Source organism: Paenibacillus sp. FSL H8-0122 (genome assembly GCF_038005345.1).
GTDB lineage: Bacteria > Bacillota > Bacilli > Paenibacillales > Paenibacillaceae > Paenibacillus_AQ.
Genome location: NZ_JBBOTB010000001.1, coordinates 2,340,422 through 2,364,453, shown reverse-complemented (window position 1 = coordinate 2,364,453; position 24,032 = coordinate 2,340,422). Strand labels below are relative to the sequence as shown.

The 24,032-nt window shown below is 53.7% G+C and carries 19 protein-coding genes; 6 read left to right on the top strand and 13 right to left on the bottom strand.

Translation table 11 applies throughout. The features are described from left to right. Positions 1-17: 17 nt before the first annotated feature. The 4 genes from zwf to NSS64_RS10360 all read right to left on the bottom strand — a co-directional run bounded on the left by zwf (position 18) and on the right by NSS64_RS10360 (position 4,716). The gene (gene zwf, locus NSS64_RS10375; protein WP_340940186.1) at positions 18-1,556 is read right to left on the bottom strand and encodes a glucose-6-phosphate dehydrogenase; all 1,539 of its coding nucleotides are present in this window, start codon (positions 1,554-1,556) and stop codon (positions 18-20) included. Between the two features lie 189 nt (positions 1,557-1,745). Continuing rightward, a complete protein-coding gene (locus tag NSS64_RS10370) occupies positions 1,746-1,976 on the bottom strand; it encodes a hypothetical protein (protein WP_340940184.1) in 231 nt (76 codons plus the stop codon). Between the two features lie 6 nt (positions 1,977-1,982). Continuing rightward, positions 1,983-3,206 (bottom strand): Ger(x)C family spore germination protein, encoded by a 1,224-nt coding sequence (locus tag NSS64_RS10365; protein WP_341140024.1) that lies wholly within the window; start codon positions 3,204-3,206, stop codon positions 1,983-1,985. Position 3,207: 1 nt separating this feature from the next. After that, positions 3,208-4,716, bottom strand: a complete 1,509-nt coding sequence (locus tag NSS64_RS10360; RefSeq protein ID WP_341140023.1) for a spore germination protein — start codon at positions 4,714-4,716, stop codon at positions 3,208-3,210. A gap of 177 nt (positions 4,717-4,893) precedes the next feature. Here NSS64_RS10360 and NSS64_RS10355 point away from each other — a divergent pair, with 177 nt between their 5' ends. Beyond that, positions 4,894-5,994, top strand: coding sequence for a GerAB/ArcD/ProY family transporter (locus NSS64_RS10355; protein WP_340940177.1), 1,101 nt, complete (start codon positions 4,894-4,896; stop codon positions 5,992-5,994). Between the two features lie 9 nt (positions 5,995-6,003). Here the strand turns inward: NSS64_RS10355 and NSS64_RS10350 are convergent, their stop codons facing one another. Continuing rightward, complete coding sequence (locus NSS64_RS10350) at positions 6,004-7,611, bottom strand: glycoside hydrolase family 43 protein (protein ID WP_340940176.1); 1,608 nt, start codon at positions 7,609-7,611, stop codon at positions 6,004-6,006. Between the two features lie 162 nt (positions 7,612-7,773). Here NSS64_RS10350 and NSS64_RS10345 point away from each other — a divergent pair, with 162 nt between their 5' ends. Both NSS64_RS10345 and NSS64_RS10340 read left to right on the top strand, forming a co-directional pair. Beyond that, positions 7,774-8,634 (top strand): AraC family transcriptional regulator, encoded by an 861-nt coding sequence (locus NSS64_RS10345; protein WP_340993244.1) that lies wholly within the window; start codon positions 7,774-7,776, stop codon positions 8,632-8,634. A gap of 102 nt (positions 8,635-8,736) precedes the next feature. After that, on the top strand, positions 8,737-9,843 hold the full coding sequence (locus tag NSS64_RS10340; protein ID WP_341140022.1) for a glycoside hydrolase family 88 protein: 1,107 nt from the start codon (positions 8,737-8,739) through the stop codon (positions 9,841-9,843). Positions 9,844-10,107: 264 nt separating this feature from the next. On the opposite strand, the gene NSS64_RS10335 is transcribed toward NSS64_RS10340, so the two are convergent. Next, positions 10,108-12,225, bottom strand: a complete 2,118-nt coding sequence (locus NSS64_RS10335; protein WP_341140021.1) for a glycoside hydrolase family 52 protein — start codon at positions 12,223-12,225, stop codon at positions 10,108-10,110. 176 nt (positions 12,226-12,401) lie between these two features. Here NSS64_RS10335 and NSS64_RS10330 point away from each other — a divergent pair, with 176 nt between their 5' ends. Beyond that, a complete protein-coding gene (locus NSS64_RS10330) occupies positions 12,402-13,388 on the top strand; it encodes an AraC family transcriptional regulator (protein ID WP_340940168.1) in 987 nt (328 codons plus the stop codon). Positions 13,389-13,434: 46 nt separating this feature from the next. Here the strand turns inward: NSS64_RS10330 and NSS64_RS10325 are convergent, their stop codons facing one another. The 6 genes from NSS64_RS10325 to NSS64_RS10300 all read right to left on the bottom strand — a co-directional run bounded on the left by NSS64_RS10325 (position 13,435) and on the right by NSS64_RS10300 (position 21,642). Then, a complete protein-coding gene (locus NSS64_RS10325; protein ID WP_445667836.1) occupies positions 13,435-14,265 on the bottom strand; it encodes a carbohydrate ABC transporter permease in 831 nt (276 codons plus the stop codon). 7 nt (positions 14,266-14,272) lie between these two features. Next, positions 14,273-15,211, bottom strand: coding sequence for a carbohydrate ABC transporter permease (locus tag NSS64_RS10320; RefSeq protein WP_340940167.1), 939 nt, complete (start codon positions 15,209-15,211; stop codon positions 14,273-14,275). A gap of 82 nt (positions 15,212-15,293) precedes the next feature. Continuing rightward, on the bottom strand, positions 15,294-16,646 hold the full coding sequence (locus NSS64_RS10315; protein ID WP_340940166.1) for an ABC transporter substrate-binding protein: 1,353 nt from the start codon (positions 16,644-16,646) through the stop codon (positions 15,294-15,296). 240 nt (positions 16,647-16,886) lie between these two features. After that, entirely contained in the window at positions 16,887-18,215 is a 1,329-nt protein-coding gene (locus NSS64_RS10310; protein WP_341140019.1) for an ABC transporter substrate-binding protein, read from the bottom strand. Between the two features lie 37 nt (positions 18,216-18,252). Next, positions 18,253-20,022, bottom strand: coding sequence for a cache domain-containing sensor histidine kinase (locus tag NSS64_RS10305; protein WP_341140018.1), 1,770 nt, complete (start codon positions 20,020-20,022; stop codon positions 18,253-18,255). Between the two features lie 21 nt (positions 20,023-20,043). Next, positions 20,044-21,642, bottom strand: a complete 1,599-nt coding sequence (locus tag NSS64_RS10300; RefSeq protein ID WP_341140017.1) for a response regulator transcription factor — start codon at positions 21,640-21,642, stop codon at positions 20,044-20,046. Between the two features lie 233 nt (positions 21,643-21,875). Here NSS64_RS10300 and NSS64_RS10295 point away from each other — a divergent pair, with 233 nt between their 5' ends. Together NSS64_RS10295 and NSS64_RS10290 are read left to right on the top strand one after the other, a co-directional pair. After that, positions 21,876-22,628 carry a YdcF family protein gene (locus NSS64_RS10295; protein WP_341140016.1) on the top strand — a complete coding sequence of 251 codons (753 nt, stop codon included), beginning with the start codon at positions 21,876-21,878 and terminating at the stop codon, positions 22,626-22,628. A 60-nt stretch (positions 22,629-22,688) separates the two neighbouring features. Further along, a complete protein-coding gene (locus NSS64_RS10290; RefSeq protein WP_341140015.1) occupies positions 22,689-23,504 on the top strand; it encodes an aminoglycoside phosphotransferase family protein in 816 nt (271 codons plus the stop codon). 46 nt (positions 23,505-23,550) lie between these two features. On the opposite strand, the gene ybaK is transcribed toward NSS64_RS10290, so the two are convergent. Next, entirely contained in the window at positions 23,551-24,027 is a 477-nt protein-coding gene (gene ybaK / locus NSS64_RS10285) for a Cys-tRNA(Pro) deacylase (protein WP_340940156.1), read from the bottom strand. Positions 24,028-24,032: the final 5 nt, after the last annotated feature.

The following is a 24,032-nucleotide window of genomic DNA, read 5'->3' as shown; positions in this document are numbered from 1 at the left end:
GCTGTTACCGCCGCCGCTTACGCTCCCGGCCGGATGACTTCCGGCTCTATCCCGGCTGTCCGGTGAACGCGTGCAGGCTCTGCATTCTCCGGCTCATCCAGCCACCAGTGGAACTCGCCAAGGAGCTGATCTGCCGCCGCCGGGCCGTTAGATCCGGCAGGATACTGGTGCAGCGGCAGGCTGCCTTCTGCTGTTGCTTCGATTATAGGCTGAACCCACTGCCAGGACAACTCTACTTCCTCCCAGTGGGCGAAGAACGTAGCATCGCCGAGCATAGCATCATAGATCAGATTCTCATAAGCCTCCGGCACATCGGGATTGCCCGGCTCATGCTTAATGCTGACCGGCTCAAGCTCCCCGTGCTGAAGCGGATTCTTGGTGTTCAGAGTCAGGGAGATGCCCTCATGCGGGCCAATATCAATCACCAGCAGATTAGGGTCAAGCGGCAGCTTGTTACGGTTCTTGTTATGCACATCATTAAACGGCTCTTTGAATTCTATAACAATCCGCGTGGATTTCTCCTTCATGCGCTTACCTGTACGAATGTAGAACGGCACATCATTCCACAGCGGATCTTCAATCCATAGGCGTGCTGCAATATACGTCTCATTCTGTGAAGTGGCTGCGATCCCCGGTTCAGCGGTATACGCAGGCACTTGCTGTCCGCGCATCTCCCCCGCTGCATACTGGCCGCGCACTACATGCTGAGCCACCTCTTCGGGCAGCAGCGGCCGGACGGAACGGATGACATGCCGTTTTTTGCTGCGGACGTCTTCTGGTGTACTGCCCTTCGGAAGCTGCATCGCCATCATCATGAGCAATTGGAGCATATGGTTCTGGAACATGTCGCGCAGCGCACCAGCCTTATCATAGTATCCCGCCCGCTCTTCCACCCCAACCGTTTCACTGGCAGTAATCTGGACATTTGCGATATACCGGTTCTGCCACAAAGCCCGCAGCACAGGGTTAGAGTATTTCAGCACCTCCAGGTTCTGCACCATCGGCTTGCCGAGGAAGTGATCAATACGGAAGATTTCCTCCTCTGCAAAAGCTGCGCTCAAGCTCTCATTAAGCACACGCGCCGACTGCAGATCCCGTCCGAACGGCTTCTCGATAATCAGGCGTTTCCAGCCCTTGGTATCCCCAAGTCCGCTGGCATTGATATTACCGGCAATCTCCCCGAAGAATTCGGGACCGACCGACAGATAGAACATCCGGTTCTGCGGAAGCCCCAGCTCTTCCTCCCGGCGCTGTACATGCCCAAGCAGCTTCACATAATCCTCAGGACGTCCGACATCCAGCACACTATATTCAAAGGCCTGCAGGAAATTCTGCAGCCCCGTTGTATCCTCTACCGGACGGCGCGAGAAGGTGCGCAGGGAATCCAGCACCTGACGCTGGAACGTCTCGTTAGTGAGCTCCCTTCTGCCCAGCCCAATGACTGAGAGAGGACCCGAAAGCTTGCCATCAGTGAACAGGTTGTATAGAGCGGGGAAGATTTTCCGCTTCGCCAAGTCCCCGGTTGCGCCAAAAAGTACAAATGTAGATGATTCCACTTTCATTCCTCCCGTTGTTATCATTTTAATATATAGTTACTTATTATTACTCAGAAACTTTATAACACACATCATACGACGATAAAATCAATTCGTCAATCTCAATTCGACATTTACGAAAATTAACCGGTGCATGACAAAAAGCAGGCCTTCTCGTTGAAGACCTGCCGGGTTGTTCCGAGCCCATGATCAGAACCATGAAGATACCAGATCATTGATCGGCTTGTAGATGAATATAATCAGCAGCAGCGGGCTGGGAACCTGAATTTTGAGCAGCGTGCATATCGTGGCAGTCATTCCGCCGATCCAGAGCAGCCCCCACACCACACGATCACGCCGCTTCTGCCTGCCCTTCAGGGAGGACAGATCCATGGCTGCACAGCCTGCGGCAATCAGAGCAAACATCAGCACCAGCAGCATACAGGCTCACTCCTTAATATCTTCATAAAATGAATTATCAATCGTACCGATCCGGTTGATCGTTACACTGGCCTCGTAATGGACAGGCAGGGTCTTAAGATAGCCTTCTCCCCTCCGTTCCTTCAGCCTCTCCCACTCCTTGGGGCTCTTACGGTAAATGGATTGGCCGAAGCCGAAGATATCCACGTTGAACTGCTTGCTGATTCCCTCTACAGCATCTTTCATCCGCTTGACAACCCGTTCCTCTGTCTCCTCTTCCAGTGATTTGATTTTGGCCTCCGTATCCAGCGTATCCGCGCCTTCAACTTCCTGCACATTGCATAGTGTTTCTGCACTCAAATATATATGCGGCTCGCCGTCTATGATTTTCACCTTCCGGCTGGTAGTGGAGGTAAGCGCCTCTATAATGATCAGGCCTCCGGCTTCGTCTTTGAAATGCCCCGTATTTTTGGTGACATTATCAGTGACATAATTGAAGCCAACCGTTAGATCATCTTCTATCCAGCCAACCAGCTTATCCTTTTTGAATACGGCAACACTCTCATACCGGAGCTTCGTTCTGGGGTCTGTCTGTTCCACATTGCTTTTCTCACTGCCAGCCTCGGGATCACCCTGCACCACCACTCCGGTCAACACCGGGCTCTTGCCCTGGTAGAGCAGATCTTCGATGAATTTGTCCAGCGTGACCGCGACGGTCTTGGATGAAATTTTGTAGGATTTATCCAGGGAACTGAATAATTTAGTCGCCGGCAGCCGGTCCAGCGGGGTCAGCACCTTCAGAACATTCTCGGCGGTCGTCTTCCGTGCAACCATCACATAGAAGTCCATGCGCGGCTCCCGGCTTCTTTTAATCACATCCAGCGTCTTGCCCACCCCTTCCCGCGCCAGCTCTTCTCCGATCACCAGCACCCGGATATGGCCCAGATACGGAGAGCGGGAGCTGATCAGATTGAACTTACGGAGGGATTCATAGACCGTGGGCACTGTAAAATTATACTCAACCACGGGAACCCCGCTTCCCCCTGTTCCTCCCGCATTCTGTGAAGAGATCGAAGAGGGTATGACCACCTGCATCGTTACGTTGTAGCCATTCTCCGCTTTATCGAGGCCCATCGCCAGCACAAAAGCCAGTTCATTCAGCTCCTTCCTCTCCCAGCACCCGCTAAGCAATAGCGAAAGCAGCAGCAGGGGAAGGCAAGCCGCGGCTGCTCTTTTTATTCTGCCTGCCATATCAGGAACCCCCGCGTCTGGATCTGTTCTGGCGGTGCAGATTCTGTGTTCTATTCTCTTGCGGTCTTGTTCTCAGGAACGGCCAGGGGAACCTGAAGAAAGAATCCTTAAGGTCTGCCGGCCTGAAGGGCCCCAGCGGACTCATATAAGGAACGCCGAAGGAGCGCAGGCTGACGAGATGCAGCACCACTAAGAATACTCCGCACAATATTCCGTACAGTCCCATGAACCCGGCCAGCGCAATCAGGAAAAACCGGATAATGCGTGCGGCAATGGACATCCCGGCCTCGGGAATCACAAAGCTTGAGATCGCTGTAATGGATACAATGATAACCATCGCCGAGGAGATGAACCCTGCCGCAACCGCCGCTTGCCCGATGACCAGTGTTCCGACAATGGATACAGCCTGACCTACATTCTTAGGAATCCGTACCCCTGCTTCACGCAGAATCTCATAGGTTAATTCCATCATCAGCGCTTCTACAAAAGTCGGAAACGGCACCGTCTCCCGCTGGGCCGCCAGACTGATCACCAGATTGGTCGGGATCATCTCCTGATGATAGGTTGTGATAGCCACATAGAACGCAGGGGCAAACAAGGTGAGAAAAAAAGCCAGAAACCGGATGAACCGCAGCAGGGTAGAGATATCCGCACGCTGATAATAATCCTCCGCCGACTGAAAGAAGGAGACAAATACGGTCGGGGCCAGCAGTACAAAAGGGGTTCCGTCAACCAGGATAGCCACCTTCCCTTCCAGAATCCCCGCCGCGATGGTATCCGGCCGGTCACTGTTATAGATTGTCGGAAAGGGAGTCGCCACCTTGTCCTGAATAAATTCCTCGATATAGCCGCTCTCCAGAATACTGTCCGTATCAATGCTGTTCAGGCGCCGCTTTACCTCGTGCACCAGCTCTTTATTCGCAATGTGGCTGAGATACATAATCGAGACACTGGTCTGGGTGACACGGCCAATCTGCATCGTTTCCAGCCACAGCTGGCTATCTTTGATTTTGCGCCGGATTAACGCGGTGTTGGTCCGCAGATTCTCGCTGAACCCCTCCATAGGTCCGCGGACCACAGACTGCGAGCTGGGCTCACTTACCCCGCGGTCTTCCCAGCCGGGCAGCCCGATTCTCAGTGCTGACATCGTCCCTTCCACCATCAGCATCACGTTGCCGGATAACAGGTCGTGTACGAACTGGGCGTAATCCTGAACCACGGCAAGATCGCCGGCCATTAGGACACGGTTCGTCAAGATTTCCAGTTTCTTATCGGGGTCCTGTTCCTCCAGCAGAGCCGAGGTCCGTCCCTCCTGAAGCGAATACAGAATTGAATTATGCAGCAGCTGATTATCTATCAGACCATCAATATAAAAAATAGCCAGCTCCGTATGCTCTCCCAGCTTCAGTTGCTTTCGCACCAGGTCAGTGCTCTCGCCCAGCAGCTTGTACAGCTGTTCATTATTGACCTCCAGCCGGCTGGACAACTTACCCTCAACCGTACTCTTCATCCGGGCCACCTCTCCTTCCCGTGAACATTCTATTCAGGTTAGTTTGGTAGCATTGCTTGATAATTATTCCTAAGATGAGATCCGTGCCTGATTCACATAATTCTGGAAGGGGATGCCATACTAAGAGGAATTCCGGGTTAATAGGCCCTGGCGGTCACAAGTAAATGGAGGATAGAGATGAGTATTGAAAAAGATCGGATCAGTACGGCACAGTTGGTAATCCTCGGTCTTTTTACCTTTATCGGAGACATGGCTCTGGTCTATCCGGCAGCCATGACTGCAGAAGCCCATCAGGATGCCTGGATCGCCGCCTTGTTCAGCATTCCTCCGGGAATTGCACTAGTGTTCCTGTTTGTCACAGTCGCTAATATTAATCCGGACAAAAATATTATTGAAATCAGCCAGCAGGTGCTGGGGAGATGGCTTGGCAGCGCGGTAGGCGGGTACTATCTGTTCTTCTTCATCATCGCGGCCTCTACGTATGTCCGGGAAATTGAGGATTTCATGTGTACCCAGATCTACGAGGGAACTCCCGGCGGAGTGATCCGGTTCATGAGCATTGTTCTGCTGGTGTACGGTCTGCGCCTGGGGCTTGAGACGGTCGGACGGGCAGCGCAGGTGTTCTTTCCGCTGTTTGCCTTATTTCTGGTGGCCCTGATGGTGCTCTTATTTCCGCAGGTCCGGCTGGATCGTGTCTATCCCATGATGACTACACCTTTACCGGATATGCTGCATTCGATCATGATCGGTGTGTTTTACCCGTTCGGAGAGATCTGCGTGTTCTTCATGGTCTATCCTTACACCCGTAAGAACAGTAAAATTAACCGTGATATCTTCATCGCGCTCTGTATAGGCTCTGTAGGCCTGAACCTGATTCTGTTCCTCTCGCTGACTGTTCTCGGTGTCTATTTCTCCGAGCATAATTTCTATGCCGCCTATATCCTGGCCCAAAAAATCAATATCGCCAACTTTTTGCAGCGGCTTGAAGCACTTATGGCTACAGCCTGGATTATCACGACCTATTTCAAGACAGCACTCTACTTCTATGCCTTTGTACTCGGAACCGCGCAAATATTCAAGCTGAAAAGCCACCGCCCTCTAATCTTTCCTGTCGCCTTCCTGATTTACGGACTTTCACAGCTCATCTCCAAGGATATCATCTTCTACGTCAAAGAAATCCCCCCCTACTGGGTGGACTGGAATTTAACCTATTCGCTCGCACTTCCACTTGTGATCCTCGTAGTATACAAAGTGAGGCAGCGCGCCGCTGCCTCATAAGCTGTAGAGCTATACGCTGTGCGGGGCTGATACGTCCAGACCTGTATACTCGAAGTAGTCAAAATATGCCGCCTTCGCCTGCTGGTCCAGATCCTGGGCGCAGATCCCGGCATAAGAGCCGGTAAAGCCCAGCTTGCCGCCGTGCTCATCCGAGAGAGTGCCGAAATCAAGTGGTGTACACATCGCTGTCCAGACCTCCCCGTCCCGCGAAGCGTAGAACATAATATCTCTGCCATGAATCTCTGCCTTCAAATAGTAACGCTCCCAGTCCTTCACCGATATCTGCATAGAGGAAATCTCCCCGTATTTGCCGGCCTGACACATTACGACCCCTAGAGCTACCCCTCTGAGTTCATCCGCTGTTACGCGCAGATAATAGTAATCCTTGTCATCATAGTAGAGCACCAGTCCAGCCATCTGCATGAAGCTATCCGGCTTGTATTCCAGGCAGGTAGTCACGGTGCAGGCAAAATGCTGAATCGGCCTCCCGATCAGACTCTGGTCAAACAGCGATGCCAGGGATTCCCGGCCGCGGAGCCGCAAGAATCCGGGACGCTCCTGCAGGCTCACCCATGATTCATCGAACGGTACACGCAGACTCTGGTAGGGATAACCCAGCACACGGCCGTCAAAATCATCCCGCTCCGGCAAGGCATCGAACGGGTGCGGGGGAAGCTCCGGCGCTTCGGTCCGCAAGGCCGGCAGCTTCCCGCCGTGTGCCAGGCGCAGCCAGCCGTCCTCCGTCCATACGCAGCGCTGGATGGCCGTCTCCCGGCCCAGCGGATTCAGCTTGCCCGTTCCCGGGATCGGCCGGGTGCACAGATGAGCCATGTACCATTCCCCCGACTGCGTCTCCACCAGTGAGCCGTGCCCTGCCTGCTGGAAGGCATAGGTCAGATCATGAGCCGTAGTCATGACCGGGTAATCGGGATCGGTCTCATAAGGTCCGGTTAGGCTGCGGCTGCGCGCCATCGTGACCATATGATTCACTCCGGTGCCCCCTTCGGCAACCAGCAGATAGTAATAATCCCCGCGCTTGTACAATTGCGGTCCTTCCGTTACTCCTGTAGGAGTCCCCTGGTATATTTCATGAATAGGGCCGCTCAGCCTGCCGCTCTCAGGGTCATACTCCTGCATCACGATGCCGGAGAAATTGCTGTGATTCTGCCGGAAATCCCAGCGCATATTCAGCAGCCATTTGCGTCCGTCACTGTCATGAAACAGGAACGGGTCGAAACCGCTGCCGTTCAGCCGTACCGGCGGGCTCCAGGGTCCTTCAAGACTGGCAGCAGTGATCAGGTAGTTATGCAGATCCTTATATACACTTGAGCGGGACTTTACATCCGTAAACAGCAGGTAATATAAGCCGTTATCCCAGGAAATGGCCGGTGCCCAGATGGAGCCGGAGCTTCCGTTGCCGCGCAGGTCCACCTGTGAGGTCGCGGTCAGCACTCTGGTAAGCGTATGCCAGTGCACCAGATCACGGGAATGATGAATCTCCACACCGGGGAACCATTCGAAGGTGGAGGTTGCGATATAATAATCATCACCCACCCTGAGGAAAGACGGATCGGGATGAAAGCCGGTCAACACCGGATTGACAATGGTTGAAGCCATGAATGTTACCCCCTGCTTGATGTAAGTTACAGATTGAATTATACCTCTTGGATTCTATTGAAGAATCCCCGCTTTTATTGTAGCGCGTGAGGGAGCAGAAAGTTATAATGGGTTATAATAAAATGTTTGTATTTTGTCTTGTTGGAGGCTTCATAGAGTGATATGAAACAGCTATTCGAACCTGTTCTGTTTGCGAACCGGCAGTCTCTGATCTGGGACTACCGCATCTATACCGACGACCATTACAAGGGATATTACCACTGGCATCAGTGCTGTGAGATCATGTTCGTGCATGGCGGGCAGGGCAGCATTGTTGTGAATCAGCAGATGTATGATATCCGGCCGGGCATGCTTTTCTTTTTCCAGCCGTATCAGCTGCACCGGATCTATTCAGAAGTATCACCAGCTTGTCCATTCGTACGCACGATCTTCTATCTCGATCCCCATATTGCCGAGAATCTGCTGCAGGGCTTCAGCAAGCGTAAGGCATTATTCTCTGCTCTCTGGCAGGGGGACAACCCGTATTGCGGCTTTGATCTTCGGGACCGGATTGAAGCCATAGAATGGTTCTATCAGAATTACAATGAGTTAAGGATGAAATCGTCCGAGGAAGACCCTGAGGATATCACGATGCTGCTCCTGCAGCTGCTAAGCTGCCTGGGAACAGACGGGCAGTCTCTGATCCCTGCCGGAGAACGGCGGAATCTCCGGTATTCGGAGCAGATCATGAACTGGATAGAGGCTCACTATCAGGAAGAGGTGAATCTGGATCAGCTTGCGGAGGAGACTCATCTCTCGAAATCCTATGTCTCGCGGATCTTTCATCAGGAAACTGGCGGCCGACTGGTCGACTATCTTACCGCCCGGCGGCTCAAGCAGGCCTGCCGGCTGCTCGGAACTACCGATATGCCTGTAGAGCAGATCGGCATCGCCGTCGGATTCCCGAACGCCTCCTATTTCAACCAGCTGTTCAAGCGGGTCCTCGGGACCACTCCGCTGAAGTACCGGAAAGGGAACATGTAGTTAAATGACAATATAACAATATTTCTTCATATCAAAGTGCAACTTTATATAACCATAGAACGCTATACTGAGGCCATATTCTAATTATTGGAGGCATCAGTGATGAGTACAGCATATTGGCAGGAAGTTATGAACCGGCTGGATACGAAGGTTACGCGGATGATCGAGCAGATCGGCGGGAAATGTCCGCATTTCGCCGGAGAAGACGGTAAGTTCGATGATATCGCCTCCGACTGGTGGACAACCGGCTTCTGGCCGGGGATGCTATGGATTATGCATGATATGACCGGCAAGGACCACTATAAGGATGCAGCCTGGCCCTGGGATGAGACGCTGGAGCAATGGTTCGTTAAGCCGACCGTGGAGCTGCATCATGATGTTGGTTTTCAGTTCCTGGCTACAGCCGTAATCAAGAACGTTCTGACCGGGGATGAGGACGGCTTGCGCCGGGGACTTGAGGCCGCTAATTTCCTGGCCGCACGCTATAATCCGGTTGGCAGGTTCATCCGCGCCTGGAATGAGGACAAACACGGCTGGGTGATTATCGACTGCATGCTGAACATCTCCCTCCTGTTCTGGGCAAGCAAGGTGACTGGCGATCCACGCTATAGACATATTGCGGTCAGCCATGCGGAGACTGCGATGCAGTATGGTGTACGGGAGGATGGATCGACCAAGCATATCCTCTCCTTCGATGCCGAGACTGGCGCATATATCGAGAATTTCGGCGGTCAGGGCTATTCCGCGGAATCCTGCTGGAGCCGGGGGGCTGCCTGGGGACTGTACGGCTTCATTAATACTTACCGCCACACCGGAGATGAACGTTTCCTGAATACTTCGAAGCGGATTGCCCATTATTTCATCTCTGCCCTTCCGGAGGATCATGTGCCTTACTGGGACTTCCGGCTGGCAGACGACAAGCGGATGTTCAGAGACAGCTCCGCTGCATCCATCGCGGCATCAGGCTTACTGGAGCTGGCTGACATCGTGCCGCTTGGCGAGAAAAGCCTTTACGCTAATGCCGCAGAGCGGATTCTGCGTTCACTGACCGAGAACTATGCTACCTGGGACCAGCCGGAGCATGAGGCGATTCTGCTCCATGGTGCAGGCAGCGGCGACTCCTTCATTGATGTATCGCTGATCTACGGTGACTATTACTATGTCGAAGCTGTCGCCAAGCTGAACGGCTGGAAGCATCGTATTTTCTAGTCTGGTTATGGCATAACAACAAACAGCGGGCCTCCCTATCCTTGGGGATTCGCGCATAATACAAACAGCGAACCCCCGCCATGGGAGATTCGCTGTTTGTTTTTTTAAACTTATGATTCTTAAAAGCTCAAAGATTTGCAGGTAGGATTCCTGCATTTCATGCAGCAATCTTCACGAATACACAACTATTCGGATTCAAAGTTGTAATACATGCAGCACTTATAATGTTTAACACGTTCCCCCGCTTATGCGGCGTACGAATGCTTATCCCCGCTGCTCATCCAGCCACAGAATAGCCGTCACACCGCGCGGATAATATTTGCTGCCGGTGATCTCGCCAGAGATAATCTGGTCGCTCCAGCTCCAGACCGAGAGCTGCGGATGCGTAAGCCAGCTTACATGTGCCGAATCGGCTGCATGGCCCTTGTCCCCCCACTCCAAACCGAGAATTTGTCTGGCGATGAACTGACACAGATAAATCTTGCTCAGCCAGCTGTTGTTGCTGGTGGAGGAGATTTTCCAGCCACCGTCTTCGAACAGGCAGACTCCCTCCACAAGCACAGCCTTCAGATGAGTGTCAAGTGCCCCGAGATATTCACCGAACCGCCCCCCGCGCTCCAGAGCTTCCTTGCAGCCGGTGAAGTAAGGGAACACGAGGCCTTCAATCGCCGGAATAATCTTCGAGTCATTGCCTTCTCCGATTACTGCCGGGATATAGCCGCCTTCGGTAACACTGCCCACGATGGTTGCTGCGCAGAGCTCGGCCTGTCTGCCGGCAGTCTGTGACAGCTCCGTATTGCCGTTATCGCGGAAAATCTTCTCCATCGCCAAATATGCTGCCCAGCACTTACCCGCCAGATAAATATTGTTGCGCGCCTGGCCCAGTGACACATCCAGACTGTCGTACGTAGTAATCTCCGCACCGCCCATGGTCCGTGAGCTGTCGAGCGCCATCACACCGTTGCGTTTCGCCGGGTCCGGATGATCCCGGTTGAGCATACTTTGCAGGCAGCTCTCCAGTACCGTCAGATTGCGCTCCATCCAGCTGCGGTCGCCCGTGTGCTCCACATAGGTTGCTGCAGTGAGAATCCAGTTGACCAATTGCTCGTGGGTCATATGCGAGAAGCAGCCGTCAATGCCGTACAGCTCATAGGAGGAATACCCCGGACGCGACACGGCGTTGGCTACTCCCATATCATGCGTGAAGCTAAGTCCGCCCGGATATTCGGTGCTATCTCCCGGGAAACGGACGGTGTCCACATAACTGAACCGGTCCACGAACATATCCAGCTCATTGCGTACGGTCCACGGGTTCATCTTCAGCTCGTAGAACAGCTGGTCTACCGTAAGGTCGAAGGTGTTCATCATCCGGTATTCGCCTTCGTTGACGACCCAGAATGGCTGGCCTTTGTACTCCAAGAGTTCGGTGGAGCCGTAATAGCTGCGGATGGCGTGAGCAAGCATGAAGGTCTGATCTTCGCTGAGCCCTGTTCCTTCCAGCATGGAATTAGCCTGCATGGCCTGCTGCTTCAGCTGATCGAAATGGGACAGCGCATATTCCGCTACCGCCTCTACATTGCTGTAATAACGGTTATAGTAATAACTGGCATCCATCCCCGAGGTCACATAGCCCGACCGGTGGAAGCAGACTGCGAAGCGGTAGACCTTACGTTCACCCGCAGGCACATCCATGACAAGTGCACCCACTTGACCCAGTCCGAAGGTCCAGTTCTCCTCCAGCTCCGCAGTGAGGATATCCTCCATAGTGAAGTGCATGGCGGACTTGACGCTTCCCTGTTCAGCGGCGATCGCCAGGAACCGGCCCTGGCCGACACCGGTCAGATCCTCCTTGCCTCCATCGAATCTTCTAAGGGCGCTATACGGGTCATTCCCCTGGAAGCCGAAGAAAGCACGGCGCGCAGAGCTGCCCGCTGTGTTATCGACTTCAAGCTCTACCAGCACGGCTGGCAACAGCACTTCCTTCAGCTCTGCATCCGAGGCCGTCTCCGGGTCCGGCACCGGCCGCACTGGTGACAGAATGCGGAAGGTCAGATCGCCTGCCTGCCAGCTGTCGGCGGTAAGCCGGAAATCGCGCGTAATCTCCTCTTCCCCGAAGTGAAACAGTATCTGCGGCTTATCCGGGCTCGGGTCCGGGTTCTCGATGTCATAGCGCTTGCTCTCATCGTCACTGCCCTGCTCATGGAAAGGCAAGGTATCAAAGCCGCGGCCGTCCTTACGTTCCAGGCCAATATATACGTTCTGTCTCGGCGGCTTACCCGCTTCCAGATCGAAACCGCCGGACGCTCCCTTGAACCCCAGAGTGAAGCTGGAAAAAGAACCAATCGGTGAATGATGGGCATTGAAAAACGGATTTGTCGGCATAACGTAAATGCACTCCCTCCAGACTGTGTCCCGGCACTACCGGGATCATAGCTCTATGTTAGCGCCAGCCCGGCTTATGTAACAGGCGTAAAGCGGCCAATTTTTTGGACAAATCAATCGGACGCGGCAGCCTATGTTATAATAAAGCCAACTTTTAGTGAAAAAGAGGCATGCGTATGAACGTTTTAGAACCCGGTACACAGCATTCCATGGACGGCCGGATGTCCCCGGATATACAGGCTGCCTTCCATATATTCGCTGCCCACTGGCGCAAGGTGAACAGGGAGTGGCAATATCCGGCACACACCCATCCGATGTTCGAGATCAATATCGTCCTGCAGGGTTCGCAGCAAATGACCGTAGGCGGGCAGTCTTACATCCAGCACAGCGGCGACATTCTGTTCATCCGCCCAAGTGTCCTGCATTCCAGTCTGGGTACGGTTTCAGAAGATGAGATGACCTATTATTGCCTGCATTTCGACATTGATGATCTGGTCCTGCGCCGTTCCCTGATGACGATGGACACTGTCAGCCTAAGCGGTGACACTCCGGAGCTGCAGGCGATCCGTTCTTCGCTCGATGCAATTATCAGCTCGACGATCCTCCCTGATGCCAGCGATACCCAGCGGGGCCGGCTGGTGACGCTCAATGCTTCGCTGCAGCTGTTCACCGCACTCAGCAGCTGGGTGCTGGCTGCATTGCCCTCCCCTGCCCGAAGCACCCTGCCGGGCGTTACGGAGAAAACCGTTGCCCTGGCGAATGCCATTGAAGGACTGCTGCAGGAATCCGTATTCACCGCTGCGGCAACCGGCAGCCGGGGCGGAAGCATCGAAGACATAGCCGCAAGGCTTGGCTATAGCCCGAGTCACTGTAACCGCGCCTTCCGGCAAATCTACGGACTGCCGCCAAGGCAGTATCTCTCTGACCTGATTATCCGCCATGCCAAGCTGCTCCTGCTGGATAACAGCCTGTCCGTGGAGAGTATCGCCTACAGGCTCGGCTACCGTGATGTCTCCCATTTCAGCAAGCAGTTCAAGCGCTGGACCGGCCTGCCGCCCATGGGCTACCGTCAGCTTACGGAGGAACCGGGGAAGACAGACGGCAATGCGTTATCCGCTACTGCGCAGGGAATTATAACAAAAACTCCGCAAACCATTATATAATGGCCTGCGGAGTTTTTTTATTCTCCCCCCAGAAGACACACACCTCTTACCCCTTGGTGGCCCCTGACGCAATCCCCTTAACGAAATACTTCTGCAGGCAGATAAACACGATCAGCACAGGCACGACCGACATGGCGGTTCCGGCAAAAATCATATCCCAGCGCGAGGAGAATTCCCCGATATACCGGTAGATTTCTACAACCATTGTCTTAGCCTGGCCTGAAGGCAGAACCAGCATAGGCATCAGGAAGTCATTCCAGATCCCCAGACCGTTCAGCACCACCATACTTGCCGTAACCGGCCCGAGCAGCGGGAAGACGATCCTCCAGAAAATCCCGTAGCGGGAGCACCCGTCAATCTCTGCGGCCTCTTCGATCTCCCGTGGAATACCTTTGACGAAGCTGGTATAGAGCAGGCATCCGAAGCCTACGGCACCGGCGACATAGATCATGATAGGTCCCGCCAGACTGCCGTACAGGCCGAGTATTCTCAGCTCTTTGAACAGCGGAATCATATACGCCTGGAACGGAATCATCATCCCGGCCAGGAAATAGATGAAGACCAGCCGCGTCCAGCGGGCATTTCTGCGTTCAATCGCGTAACCTGCCATCGGAATAATCAGCACCTGGGCGACAATCGCCACTACGGTCAGAATAAGACTGTTAAGGATCGCACGCGGAAATTCGGTCTCCGTAAGCAGATATTTGAAGCTGTCTAAATACAGTGTCTTCGGAAGAGCAACCGCATCGCGCATAATCTCGGCGTTGCTTTTGAACGCGGACATCAGATTAAAGAAAATCGGGAAGAAAAAGATAACCGCTACCAGGAGCGTTATGACAAACAGGACAATTTCAGTGATTCTCCGCTTGGTCTGCATCGTCATCTTAGAGCTGCACCTCCCGTTTCTGCAGGAATTTAACCTGGATGACCGTAATGATGAGAATAATCAGGAACAGGACCATGGCCAGAGCAGTGCCGAAGCCTTGTCTCAGCTCCCCGAAGCCTACTTTGTAGATAATATAAGTTAATGTCTCTGTCTCAAAGCCCGGGCCGCCGTCGGTCATTACGGCAATCTGGTCAAATATCTTCAGCGCACTGATCATAGAGAGCACCATGCACACGGTCATCGAACCCGCAAGCAGCGGGAACGTAATATGCCGGAACTGCTGCCAGCCGCCTGCACCGTCAATGCTGGCCGCTTCATTAAGCTCCTGCGGAATGCCCTGCAGTCCGGCCAGATAAATGATCATATAATAACCCGCGCCTTTCCAGACCGTTGACAGAATAATCGACAGCATAGCGTATTTCGGATTACCCAGCCAGTCCACGATATAGTCGCCTAAACCGACGGAGGTCAGGATCTGGTTAAACACGCCGAAGTTGTAATTCAGAATCATGGCCCAGACAAAGCCCATGACGATCCCGCTGAGCAGGGTCGGGAAATAGAAGATACTTCTGAATAAATTACGGAACCAGCGTACCTTGTCGACCATTAAGGCCATGGCGATTGCAGCAATGTTCTCAAGCAGTACCAGTGTAATTGTCATAACTAAAGTGTTCTTCAATGCGTTCTGCACCCGCGGACTCTGGAAGATCTCGACGAAATTGGCGAATCCGATATACCGGATATCGCTGCTGATCCCGTCCCATGATGTGAAGCTTAGGTAGACGCTGCCTGCTGTAGGGACAATGACAAACAGTGTGTATAAAAGGAATGACGGCAGGATGAACAACAGCGCGTAGGACTGCCATCTTTTCTTTTTCTTACCCGGCTTCTCTGCGGCTATCAATGACTTGTCTGTATTCACGATGGATGTAGCCATGGTTCTTCTCCCCTCCCTGGGACGCGCTTGTTCAGATAAGGGAACCGCTGCCGGAGCAGAGGTTCCCTTCCGGCGCTTTTATTTACAGTGAATTGGCTTTGACCTGATTGTCATATTCGGTATCGGCCTTCTTCATATATTCCGTGACGTCCGCATCGTTCACTACCATATCCTGGAGCAGCTTATAGTACCAGTTGCGGAATTGCGGAGGAATCAGGTTATCGCCCCACCAGTTGTTGATGGCCAGAGATTTGGTTACGTTCGTGTCGGCAATGAGATCAAGTGCAACCTGCATTTGCTCGCTGGTCTCATAGGTTACTTTCTCTTTGGTGGAAGGAATGGCATTGATCGATGCCAGATAGACCGAGTACTGTTCCGGTTCAAAGAAGAAGCGGATGAAGTCTTTGATCGCTGCCGTCTTATCGGCATCCTTAGCGGCATCCGCGGATAACGACCAGCCGGCCGGTGACGGCAGACCGATGACATTCACTTTACCTTCGCGGTCCGGGATCGCGTAGAAGCCGAATTCGAAGCCTGGATCAGCTTCAGCAATCTGGGTAAACATCCAGGTGCCGGAATACAGCTGTGCGGCTTTGCCGGATACCAGAATCGAAGCGGTCTGATTATCTGCGGTGCTCAGCCAGCCTTTGTCCACATAGTTCTTGAACAGCTCTTTGAAATCAGTCATGGCCTGAACTACAGCAGGATCTGCGAAGCTGACGGTCTTAGCCGTACGCTTGGCGTTCCAGTCCGGGTCTTTGCTGTAGACATCGTCAATCAGGAATTTATTGACCCAGAAGCCCATATGGAAGATATCCTTACCGCCTACTACCAGCGGGGAGATACCTGTTGTTTTCAATTTTTCCTGGATGGCAATGAACTCGTCATAGGTCTTGGGAAGCTCGGTGATCCCGGCGTCCGCGTAGGCTTTTTTGCTGTAAATGATCCCTTGCGGTGCATTGACCTGCATGGGAGCGTTCCATACTTTGCCGTCCACCTGCGGCGGCGATTCGAACAGATCCAGCAGATCGGCTGGAAGCTCTACAATTTTGCCGGCATCTGCGAATACCTGGGTGTCACGCATTTCCACCAGATCCGGGAATTCTCCAACCGCATCCTTCGTCTTCAGCCAGTCCAGATAAGCCGCCGATGAGGTTTCACTTAAGTCTTTGATGGTGACGTTAGGATTCGCTTCCATGAATTTCTTAACGGTATCGGCTATGGCTTTCTTGGTCGCCGGATCACCTGACGCATAACCGATGGTGAAGCTGACGTCCTTCTTCGCAGAATCAGTAGCTGCAGCATTCCCTGCCGGAGCTTCAGTCGCGGCTGCGTTGCCGCCGCTGGCCTTGTTATTGTTATTTCCGCCGCATGCGGTGAGTACAGTGGTTGCTGCGAGCAGCATGACGGATAATTTCGTAATGGTGTTCTTCATATCTTGAGTAACCTCCCCTTGGGTATACAGCCCGGAAGCTGGCGGCCCGATGTGCGCATCATCGCCCGTAAGCGTTTCCTTATGCTCCAAGAATAGCATTCAGCCCTCAGGGTTAGAATGAACTAATTTAAGAGGGAGGTGCGGTAAATTTAAGAAGATGTGCAACATGTAACTTCTTATATTCACAGAAAAAAACGAAGGTCCGCTGACCTCCGTTCTTGCGCGGGCTATAGGGTAATGTCACTGCCAGTATTCCGCTACCTGTCTGTCATATTCAGTATCGGCCCGCTTCATATATTCCAGTACATCCCCGTCCTTAACAACCATTTCCTGCAGCAGCTTGTAGAACCAGTTACGGAACTGCGGAGGAATCAGGTTCTCTCCCCACCAGTTGTTGATCATCAGGGATTTGGTAACAGCGGGATCAGCCATCAGATCAAGCACCACCTGCATCTGTTCACCGGCTTCCCGCCTGAACTCCTGCCTGGTCGAAGGAACCGAATGAATCCGGCTCAGGAATGCGCCATAAGGCTCCGGTGAGAAAAAGAAGCGGATGAAGTCTTCGATCGCCTGCTTTTTGAGCGGCTCCTTGGCCGCCTGGGCAGACAGCGACCAGCCGGAGGGCGACTGCAGACCGACCACATTCAGCTTCCCTTGACGGTCCGGCACAGCATAGAAGCCGAATTCGAAGCCCGGATCGGCTTCCTCGATCTGTGAGAACATCCAGGTGCCGGAGAACAGCTGGGCCGCCTTGCCGGATACCAGAATCGATGCCGTCTGGTTATCCCCTGTGCCCAGCCAGCCTGTATCCACATCATTCCTGAACAGCTGTTTGAAATCAGTCATGGCCCGGACTACATTCTCATCGGCGAAGCTAACCTCACCGGCCGTCCGCTTCGCGTTCCAGCCGGGATCGGCGGCATATACCTCATCTATCAGAAATTTATTAACCCAGAAGCCCATATGAAAAATATCCTTGCCGCCTACAACGAGCGGGGTGATTCCGCTTGCCCGCAGTCTGTTCTGGATCTCCAGAAACTCCCCGTAGGTTGCCGGAAGCGTCTTAATGCCTGCCTCGGCGTAAGCTTTCTTACTATAAATAATGCCCTGCGGGGCAGAGACAAACAGCGGGGCATTCCACACCTTGCCGCCGATCTGCGGCGGCTGATCGAACAATTCCGCCAGCTCATCGGGGAGCGGAACGATCTTTTCCGCACCGGCGAAGGCCTCGGTATCCCTCATCTCTACCAGATCGGGGAACTCGCCCACGGCATCCTTAACCTTTAGCCAGTCCAAATAAGCAGAGGAGCTTGTCTCACTGACATCCTGGACGATTATGTCCGGATTCGCCTGCATGAAGGCCTTAATGGTATCCCCGATAGCCTGCTTCGTCGCCGGATCACCGGAGGCATACCCTATAGTAAAGCTTATTTTACCGCTCCGGGATGCTGTATCCGGGCGGCTCTCCTGATTGGCCGCCTGGCTCCCGCCGATTCCGCCTGATCCCGTTTTGCCTCCACAGCCGGACAGGATCAGCGCCGCCGCAAGCGACACTATTGTTATTTTCATACCTGATATCCTCGGCATTTGCACCCCTGTGACCTCCTCATTCTGTGATAACCGGGAATGTCAGCGTAATAGAGGTCCCGACATGCTCTCTGCTGTTCACAGACAGGCCATACCCATCCCCGAAGCTGGAGCGGATACGCTCATGCACATTTTTCATGCCGACATTCTTGCTTGGAGCCTCCGGGTCTTCCAGAATCTTATTCATGCGGGACAGCGTCTCCCTGCTCATCCCCACGCCATCGTCATAAATCGTTATCGCCAGCACTTGCTCTCTCCGTTCGACCGTAATGCCGACGGTTCCTTTTCCCTGCCCCCGCAGCCCATGCTGAACTGCATTCTCCACCATCGGCTGCAGGGACAGCTTCAGGATGGGCCAGTCCAGGTTAACATCTTGGGCAATATCCAGATGCAGCTCGAAGCGGTTCTCATACCGCACAGAAATGATATAGAAGTAATTCTGCAGATGGGCGAGCTCGCTGGCAAGGCTTACACTGTCTTCCCCGTAATCAATGACATACTTCAGCTCATTGGATAACGCCAGAATCATATCCGCCACCTCGCCTGCTTCCTTATCCACCGCGTTCATCCGGATCACCTCAAGGGTGTTGTACAGGTAATGGGGCCGGATCTGACTCTTCAGTGCATTCAGCTCGGTCTGCTTCTGCTTGATCTGGGCCACATAGGCCTCATCAATGTAGACCTGCAGCCGTTCCACCATCCGGTTGAATCCGTGGGCCAGCCTGCCCATCTCATCATTGCTGTTCACAGAGAGCTGTATATCCAGCTTCCCCGATTCCACCACGGCCATCTGCCGGATCAGCTCCCGGATGGGAGCGGCGAGACGTCTGGAGAACCAGGCCCCCATTACAATCATCACAAAGGCACACATGCCAATAGCGATATATACCGTTGCCCGGGCCGACAGCAGCTGCTCGAACAGGTTGCCACGGTGGATTTTGGCGATAACCTGACCATTCAAAAAAGGGATCGGCTCACTGAGCACAATCATCTCATTGTTAGTTAGCTCAGCAGCTCCAGTTCCAGCCGCACCGGCAGGCTGGTTGCTGAAATACGTCCGACCCTCTCCGTCCAGCAGGTACAGCTCATCCTTCTCCCCGAGACTCAGCTCACGAAAGAACTGCTGGAATAACGAGGTATCAATATCGAGGAAAAGCGTTCCGACTACCTTGGGATCTTTGGTCACGCGCCCGGAGGTATCAATCAGGCTGCGCCCGATCGTGAACACCCGGCGGTCCGAGCCATAGAAATAACTGTCCTGATGGGTCGGGAAAATAGCCACCTTCGCAGGATCACCTGCCATGGCGGACAGCCACTCCGCATTCGGAACCGTCTCCATATTCAGCGACCGGTTGCCGCGCTCCTGAACATACAGCTTACCGTCAGACTGGCGGATAAACTGGACACTGGATATATAAGAATCACTGAACAGAATCGTCTTCAGGAAGGATTCTATCGGAATGGTGTTGATTCTCTCCAGCTCATTCACATTCTGTGTCTGATTCTGCGAATAGCTCTCGATGAACCCTTCATAACGCCCTGTATACATTAATTTGGATACTTCATTATACTGATTGAACGCTGAATTCAGATTATAGCTCATATAGAGCACCATTTGCTGCAGATTGCTGGTGGTATACCGCTCCACATAGCCCGAGAAGGTCTGTACGGAGAAGAAGCTCAGCGCAAACAGCGGAATCAGCCCGACCAGCAGGAAGGATGCAGAAAATTTAACAAAAATACTCTTCGGTCCCCGTCCCCAGACCGGCACAGGCCATCGTCTTATCACTCTATGATCCCCCCAATCCGCTTAGCTCCTGGCCGATTGCTTGTATTCCTGCGGCAGCTTGCCGAATTGCTTCTTGAACATGTCGCTGAAATGCCGCGCGTTGTTGTAGCCGACCCGGTCGGCAATCTCGTAGACCATCAGATCACTCTGCAGCAGCAGCCGCTGGGCATGACCCATCCGCACTTCAGTAACATAATTCTTGAAGTTCTGGCCGGTATGCTTCTTGAAGAAGCTGCTGAAATAATAAGGATTCATATACACCATGGCGGCTATGGACTCCAGCGTAATATTCTCGGCATAATGCTCCTCCACATAGGTTTTCACCTGCGCAAGCTGCGGCATTTCCTTGCTGGAGATCCGGCAGATCAGCTGCTCAGACATTTTGGACAGGACCGCTTCAAATTCCTGCTGCAGTGCGCCGAAGGTCGGGGCATCCGCCAGCTTTTCCAGCAGCGGCTTCTCTCCCTGATTCAACAGCCCCGCATCCGCGCCGAAGTCAGCCATATCCTGTTCAAGCTGGATCACGGCATTATACACATAGGACACCGCCTGGTTCCGGCTTTCTCCAGAGAGCAGCCGCACGGTCTTCAGCAGCTCGCCCGTTAATGCCGTTAGCCGCTCCTTGTCGAGTGATTTGAGCGCTTCCGGCAGGCTACTCTGGATGGCACCAAGTGCAGATACAGGTACAGCAGCCTCCAATGACTCTTCGGGATAGGGAATTACCCGGTTCAATCCGGCGAAATATCTGAATCTTAGCGCTTTCAGCGCAGACTGGTAAGAATCCGCCGCCTCTTCAATGCCGCTGGCCGGGCGGCCGATGCCTATTGAGACCTTCAGCTTCAGAAAGCTGTTGATTTTGTGATGCAGATCCTCCATTAATTGCTGCGGTTCATTCAGATGCTCATGCTGGAGCAGCACCCCGAAACGCTCTCCTTTTCGGAACACATACCCGTTGCCCCTGCTGTCCACTGTCTCCTTGATGATATTCAGCAAAGCGAACTCCACCAGCTTGCGTTCCCGTTCCTCCCAGCGTGAAGGCTGGCCGCCGTATTCATCCGTCTCAATGACGCACACGCTGACATAGCGGGTAATTGCCGTGTTGCCCATCCGGGCAAGCGTAGCTGCCGCCGCCTTATTGCCATCGGTCAGCTGCTCCAGCTGCTCCTCCACCGTAACAGACAGGTTCTTCCGCTCATAGGACTTGAGCATTTCCTTGTTGCGCTCTTCCTCGGATTCCTGGCGGATTACCGTAGCTGCGCGGATCACTACCTGCTCCAGCTGGCCCGTATTCACCGGCTTGACCAGATAATCCAGCGCCCCGTATTGTACCGCTTGCCGGGCATAAGTAAATTCCTGATAGGCGCTGATAAAGACCACCTTGATCGGACGCCCGGAATGATGAATTTCACGGATAATATCTATACCCGAATAACCCGGCATACTGATGTCACTGATAATCAGATCGGGATGACAGCTGTCGATCATCGCCTTCAGCTCTATCCCGTCACATGCTTCCCCTACTATATTAAGCCCGAGGCTCTCCCAGGCTATGAGCTTCTTCAGCCCGCGCAGAATAACCGGCTCGTCGTCCGCGAGCAGCACCCGTATGGTTCTGTTCATTGCTGCACCTCCGCTGGTTGTCATTGATATATTATTACAGGATTACGGCCGTTTCAGTCTGTATTCATTATTGAAGAGATTCATCCAATTATACTGTATCATGACACCTCCGGCAGCAGGGTGAAGCTTTTTAAGAGGAAAGCGCAGTTTTTTAAGACAACTGTGAAGCTGGGAACTCCTGCCGGGCTCGTGGTACAATATCTGATATGATCCTCGAAAAAGTTGGTGAACTCTTGATCTATCTCATTAAATTCGTATACAGCTTTGTCCTGCCGCCCGGGATATTCGTCCTGCTGCTGCTGGGCATGGTGGTCTGGCTGTGGAAAAATAGCCGCCGTCCCGCAATCGTGCTGCTGGCGGTCACACTCCTGCTCTATCTGTCGATGACCTCTGCTGTCGCCGACACGCTGATCGGGAGCTTGGAGCGGAAGTACCCTCAGCCTGCTTCCGCAGAGGGGGATGTGATCGTAATCCTCGGCGGCGGGGCCACCTCCGGCACCCCGGATCTGGACGGGCAAGGCAATATGTCCGGTCCGGCAGCGAACCGCCTGCTGGCGGCTGCGCGGCTGTACCGCGAGACTGGCCTGCCGGTTATTTTCTCCGGGGGACAGGTATTCGCCGACAGCGGCAATGAAGCGGATATCGCCCGGCGGCAGCTCATCGGCCTCGGCATCCCCGCAGAGGATATCCTGCCGGAGAACCGCTCGCTCAATACGGAGCAGAATGCGGTCAACACCGCGAAGCTCATGCAGGAGCATGGCTTCAGCCGTCCCGTTCTGGTGACCTCCGGCTTCCATATGCCGCGCAGCATGCTCCAATTCGAGCATGCCGGACTTACGCCGCAGGCTTTTCCGGTCGATTTCCAGGCCAGCCGTCCTATGTCACTCTATGTAAGCAAATTCACTCCGTCCGCCGGAGCCGTCTCCACAACCGGGCTGGCGCTGAAGGAGTATCTGGGGGTAATCGCCGCGAAGCTGCTGCCTTGACCCCTGCAGCTGGCTGCACGCGGCCGGACGCCCATCCCAGAAAGCGAGGTGCCGTAACCAGTGAACCCCTATGATGAAGAGAAGTTATCCGGCGGAAATGTAAACGAGATTATCCGCAAGGCAGACACTGTCCGCCGTCCCACAAGGAGCTGGAGCACAAGTATTCATGCACTGCTACAGCATTTGGAGCAGCAGAATTTCGCAGGAGCACCCAGATTCCTGGGTGTAGATGAAGCTGGGCGCGAAATCCTATCCTTTCTTCCCGGCGAGGTTCCGGGCAACGCTTATCCTGAGCTGAAGCCGTACATGTGGTCGGAAGAGACCCTTACGGGCCTGGCGCGCCTGCTGCGCAGCTATCATGATGCAACGGTGGGCTTCGTACCGAATAGTATACATACGGAGTGGCAGCTTCCCTATGCCGATCCTGACGCACATGAAGTGATCTGCCATAATGACGCGGCGCTGTACAACGTGGTGTTTCAGCATGGTTCGCCCGTGGCGCTGATTGATTTCGACATGGCCGGTCCGGGCCCGCGCCTATGGGATATTGCCTATACCCTCTATACTTCAGTTCCGCTCGCCGGTTTTGCACCCCACTATCTGACAGGCTCCACGGTACCATACCAGGCAGACCTGCATGCGGCAGACCGGCAGCGGCGGATTGAGCTGTTTTTTGAAGCCTACGGACTCGCTGTCCCGGAAGATCTGCATGTCTGGCTGACCCGGCGGCTCACGGCTATGTGCGATACGCTGAAGAAGGAGGCCGGGGCGGGCAATCCTGCTTTTGTCACAATGGTGGAAGAAGGCCACCTGGCCCACTACGAGCGCGAGCTGCAATTCATAGCCGACCATTACAGCGAATGGACTACTGCTTGAAGCAAAAGCCGGAACCCTACACACATAGGAGTTCCGGCTTTATTCGTTACACTTCCTCTTTAATCAACTCTGTAAAAACCGCAGACACTGCTTCGCCCAGCAGCTTCGGCTCAAGCTCCATCTGAACGCCGATCCGGCCTGCGCTGACCGCGATTGTCTCAAGCTCCGCCGCACTGCTGTGAATGAACGTAGGGTAAAGCTTCTTCATCCCGACAGGGGAACAGCCCCCGCGGACATATCCCGTGTGCTTCAGCAGGTCCTTCAGCGGCAGCAGCTCAATCTTCTTCACTCCGGCGGCTCTGGCGGCTCGCTTCAGATCCAGCTCCTCAGCAACCGGGATCACATAGACATACGGCTGCGGTCCGCTGTGTGCGACCAGTGTCTTGAATACTACCTCAGGAGGCAGACCAATCTTCTCAGCAACCGCTGTTCCGTGAATCAGCCCGTCCTCATTGTCGTAGCTATGAATGGTGTAGCTTATCTTCCTTGCATCCAGTATGCGCATGGCATTCGTTTTGTTCATCTGCC

Bases quoted from the DNA above. Each gene is read 5' to 3' on its own strand.
- NSS64_RS10370 (WP_340940184.1), bottom strand. From the start codon at position 1,976: ATGCTGCTGGTGCTGATGTTTGCTCTGATTGCCGCAGGCTGTGCAGCC.
- NSS64_RS10365 (WP_341140024.1), bottom strand. From the start codon at position 3,206: ATGGCAGGCAGAATAAAAAGAGCAGCCGCGGCTTGCCTTCCCCTGCTG.
- NSS64_RS10360 (WP_341140023.1), bottom strand. From the start codon at position 4,716: ATGAAGAGTACGGTTGAGGGTAAGTTGTCCAGCCGGCTGGAGGTCAAT.
- NSS64_RS10355 (WP_340940177.1), top strand. From the start codon at position 4,894: ATGAGTATTGAAAAAGATCGGATCAGTACGGCACAGTTGGTAATCCTC.
- NSS64_RS10350 (WP_340940176.1), bottom strand. From the start codon at position 7,611: ATGGCTTCAACCATTGTCAATCCGGTGTTGACCGGCTTTCATCCCGAT.
- NSS64_RS10345 (WP_340993244.1), top strand. From the start codon at position 7,774: ATGAAACAGCTATTCGAACCTGTTCTGTTTGCGAACCGGCAGTCTCTG.
- NSS64_RS10340 (WP_341140022.1), top strand. From the start codon at position 8,737: ATGAGTACAGCATATTGGCAGGAAGTTATGAACCGGCTGGATACGAAG.
- NSS64_RS10335 (WP_341140021.1), bottom strand. From the start codon at position 12,225: ATGCCGACAAATCCGTTTTTCAATGCCCATCATTCACCGATTGGTTCT.
- NSS64_RS10330 (WP_340940168.1), top strand. From the start codon at position 12,402: ATGAACGTTTTAGAACCCGGTACACAGCATTCCATGGACGGCCGGATG.
- NSS64_RS10325 (WP_445667836.1), bottom strand. From the start codon at position 14,265: ATGCAGACCAAGCGGAGAATCACTGAAATTGTCCTGTTTGTCATAACG.
- NSS64_RS10320 (WP_340940167.1), bottom strand. From the start codon at position 15,211: ATGGCTACATCCATCGTGAATACAGACAAGTCATTGATAGCCGCAGAG.
- NSS64_RS10315 (WP_340940166.1), bottom strand. From the start codon at position 16,646: ATGAAGAACACCATTACGAAATTATCCGTCATGCTGCTCGCAGCAACC.
- NSS64_RS10310 (WP_341140019.1), bottom strand. From the start codon at position 18,215: ATGAAAATAACAATAGTGTCGCTTGCGGCGGCGCTGATCCTGTCCGGC.
- NSS64_RS10300 (WP_341140017.1), bottom strand. From the start codon at position 21,642: ATGAACAGAACCATACGGGTGCTGCTCGCGGACGACGAGCCGGTTATT.
- ybaK (WP_340940156.1), bottom strand. From the start codon at position 24,027: ATGAACAAAACGAATGCCATGCGCATACTGGATGCAAGGAAGATAAGC.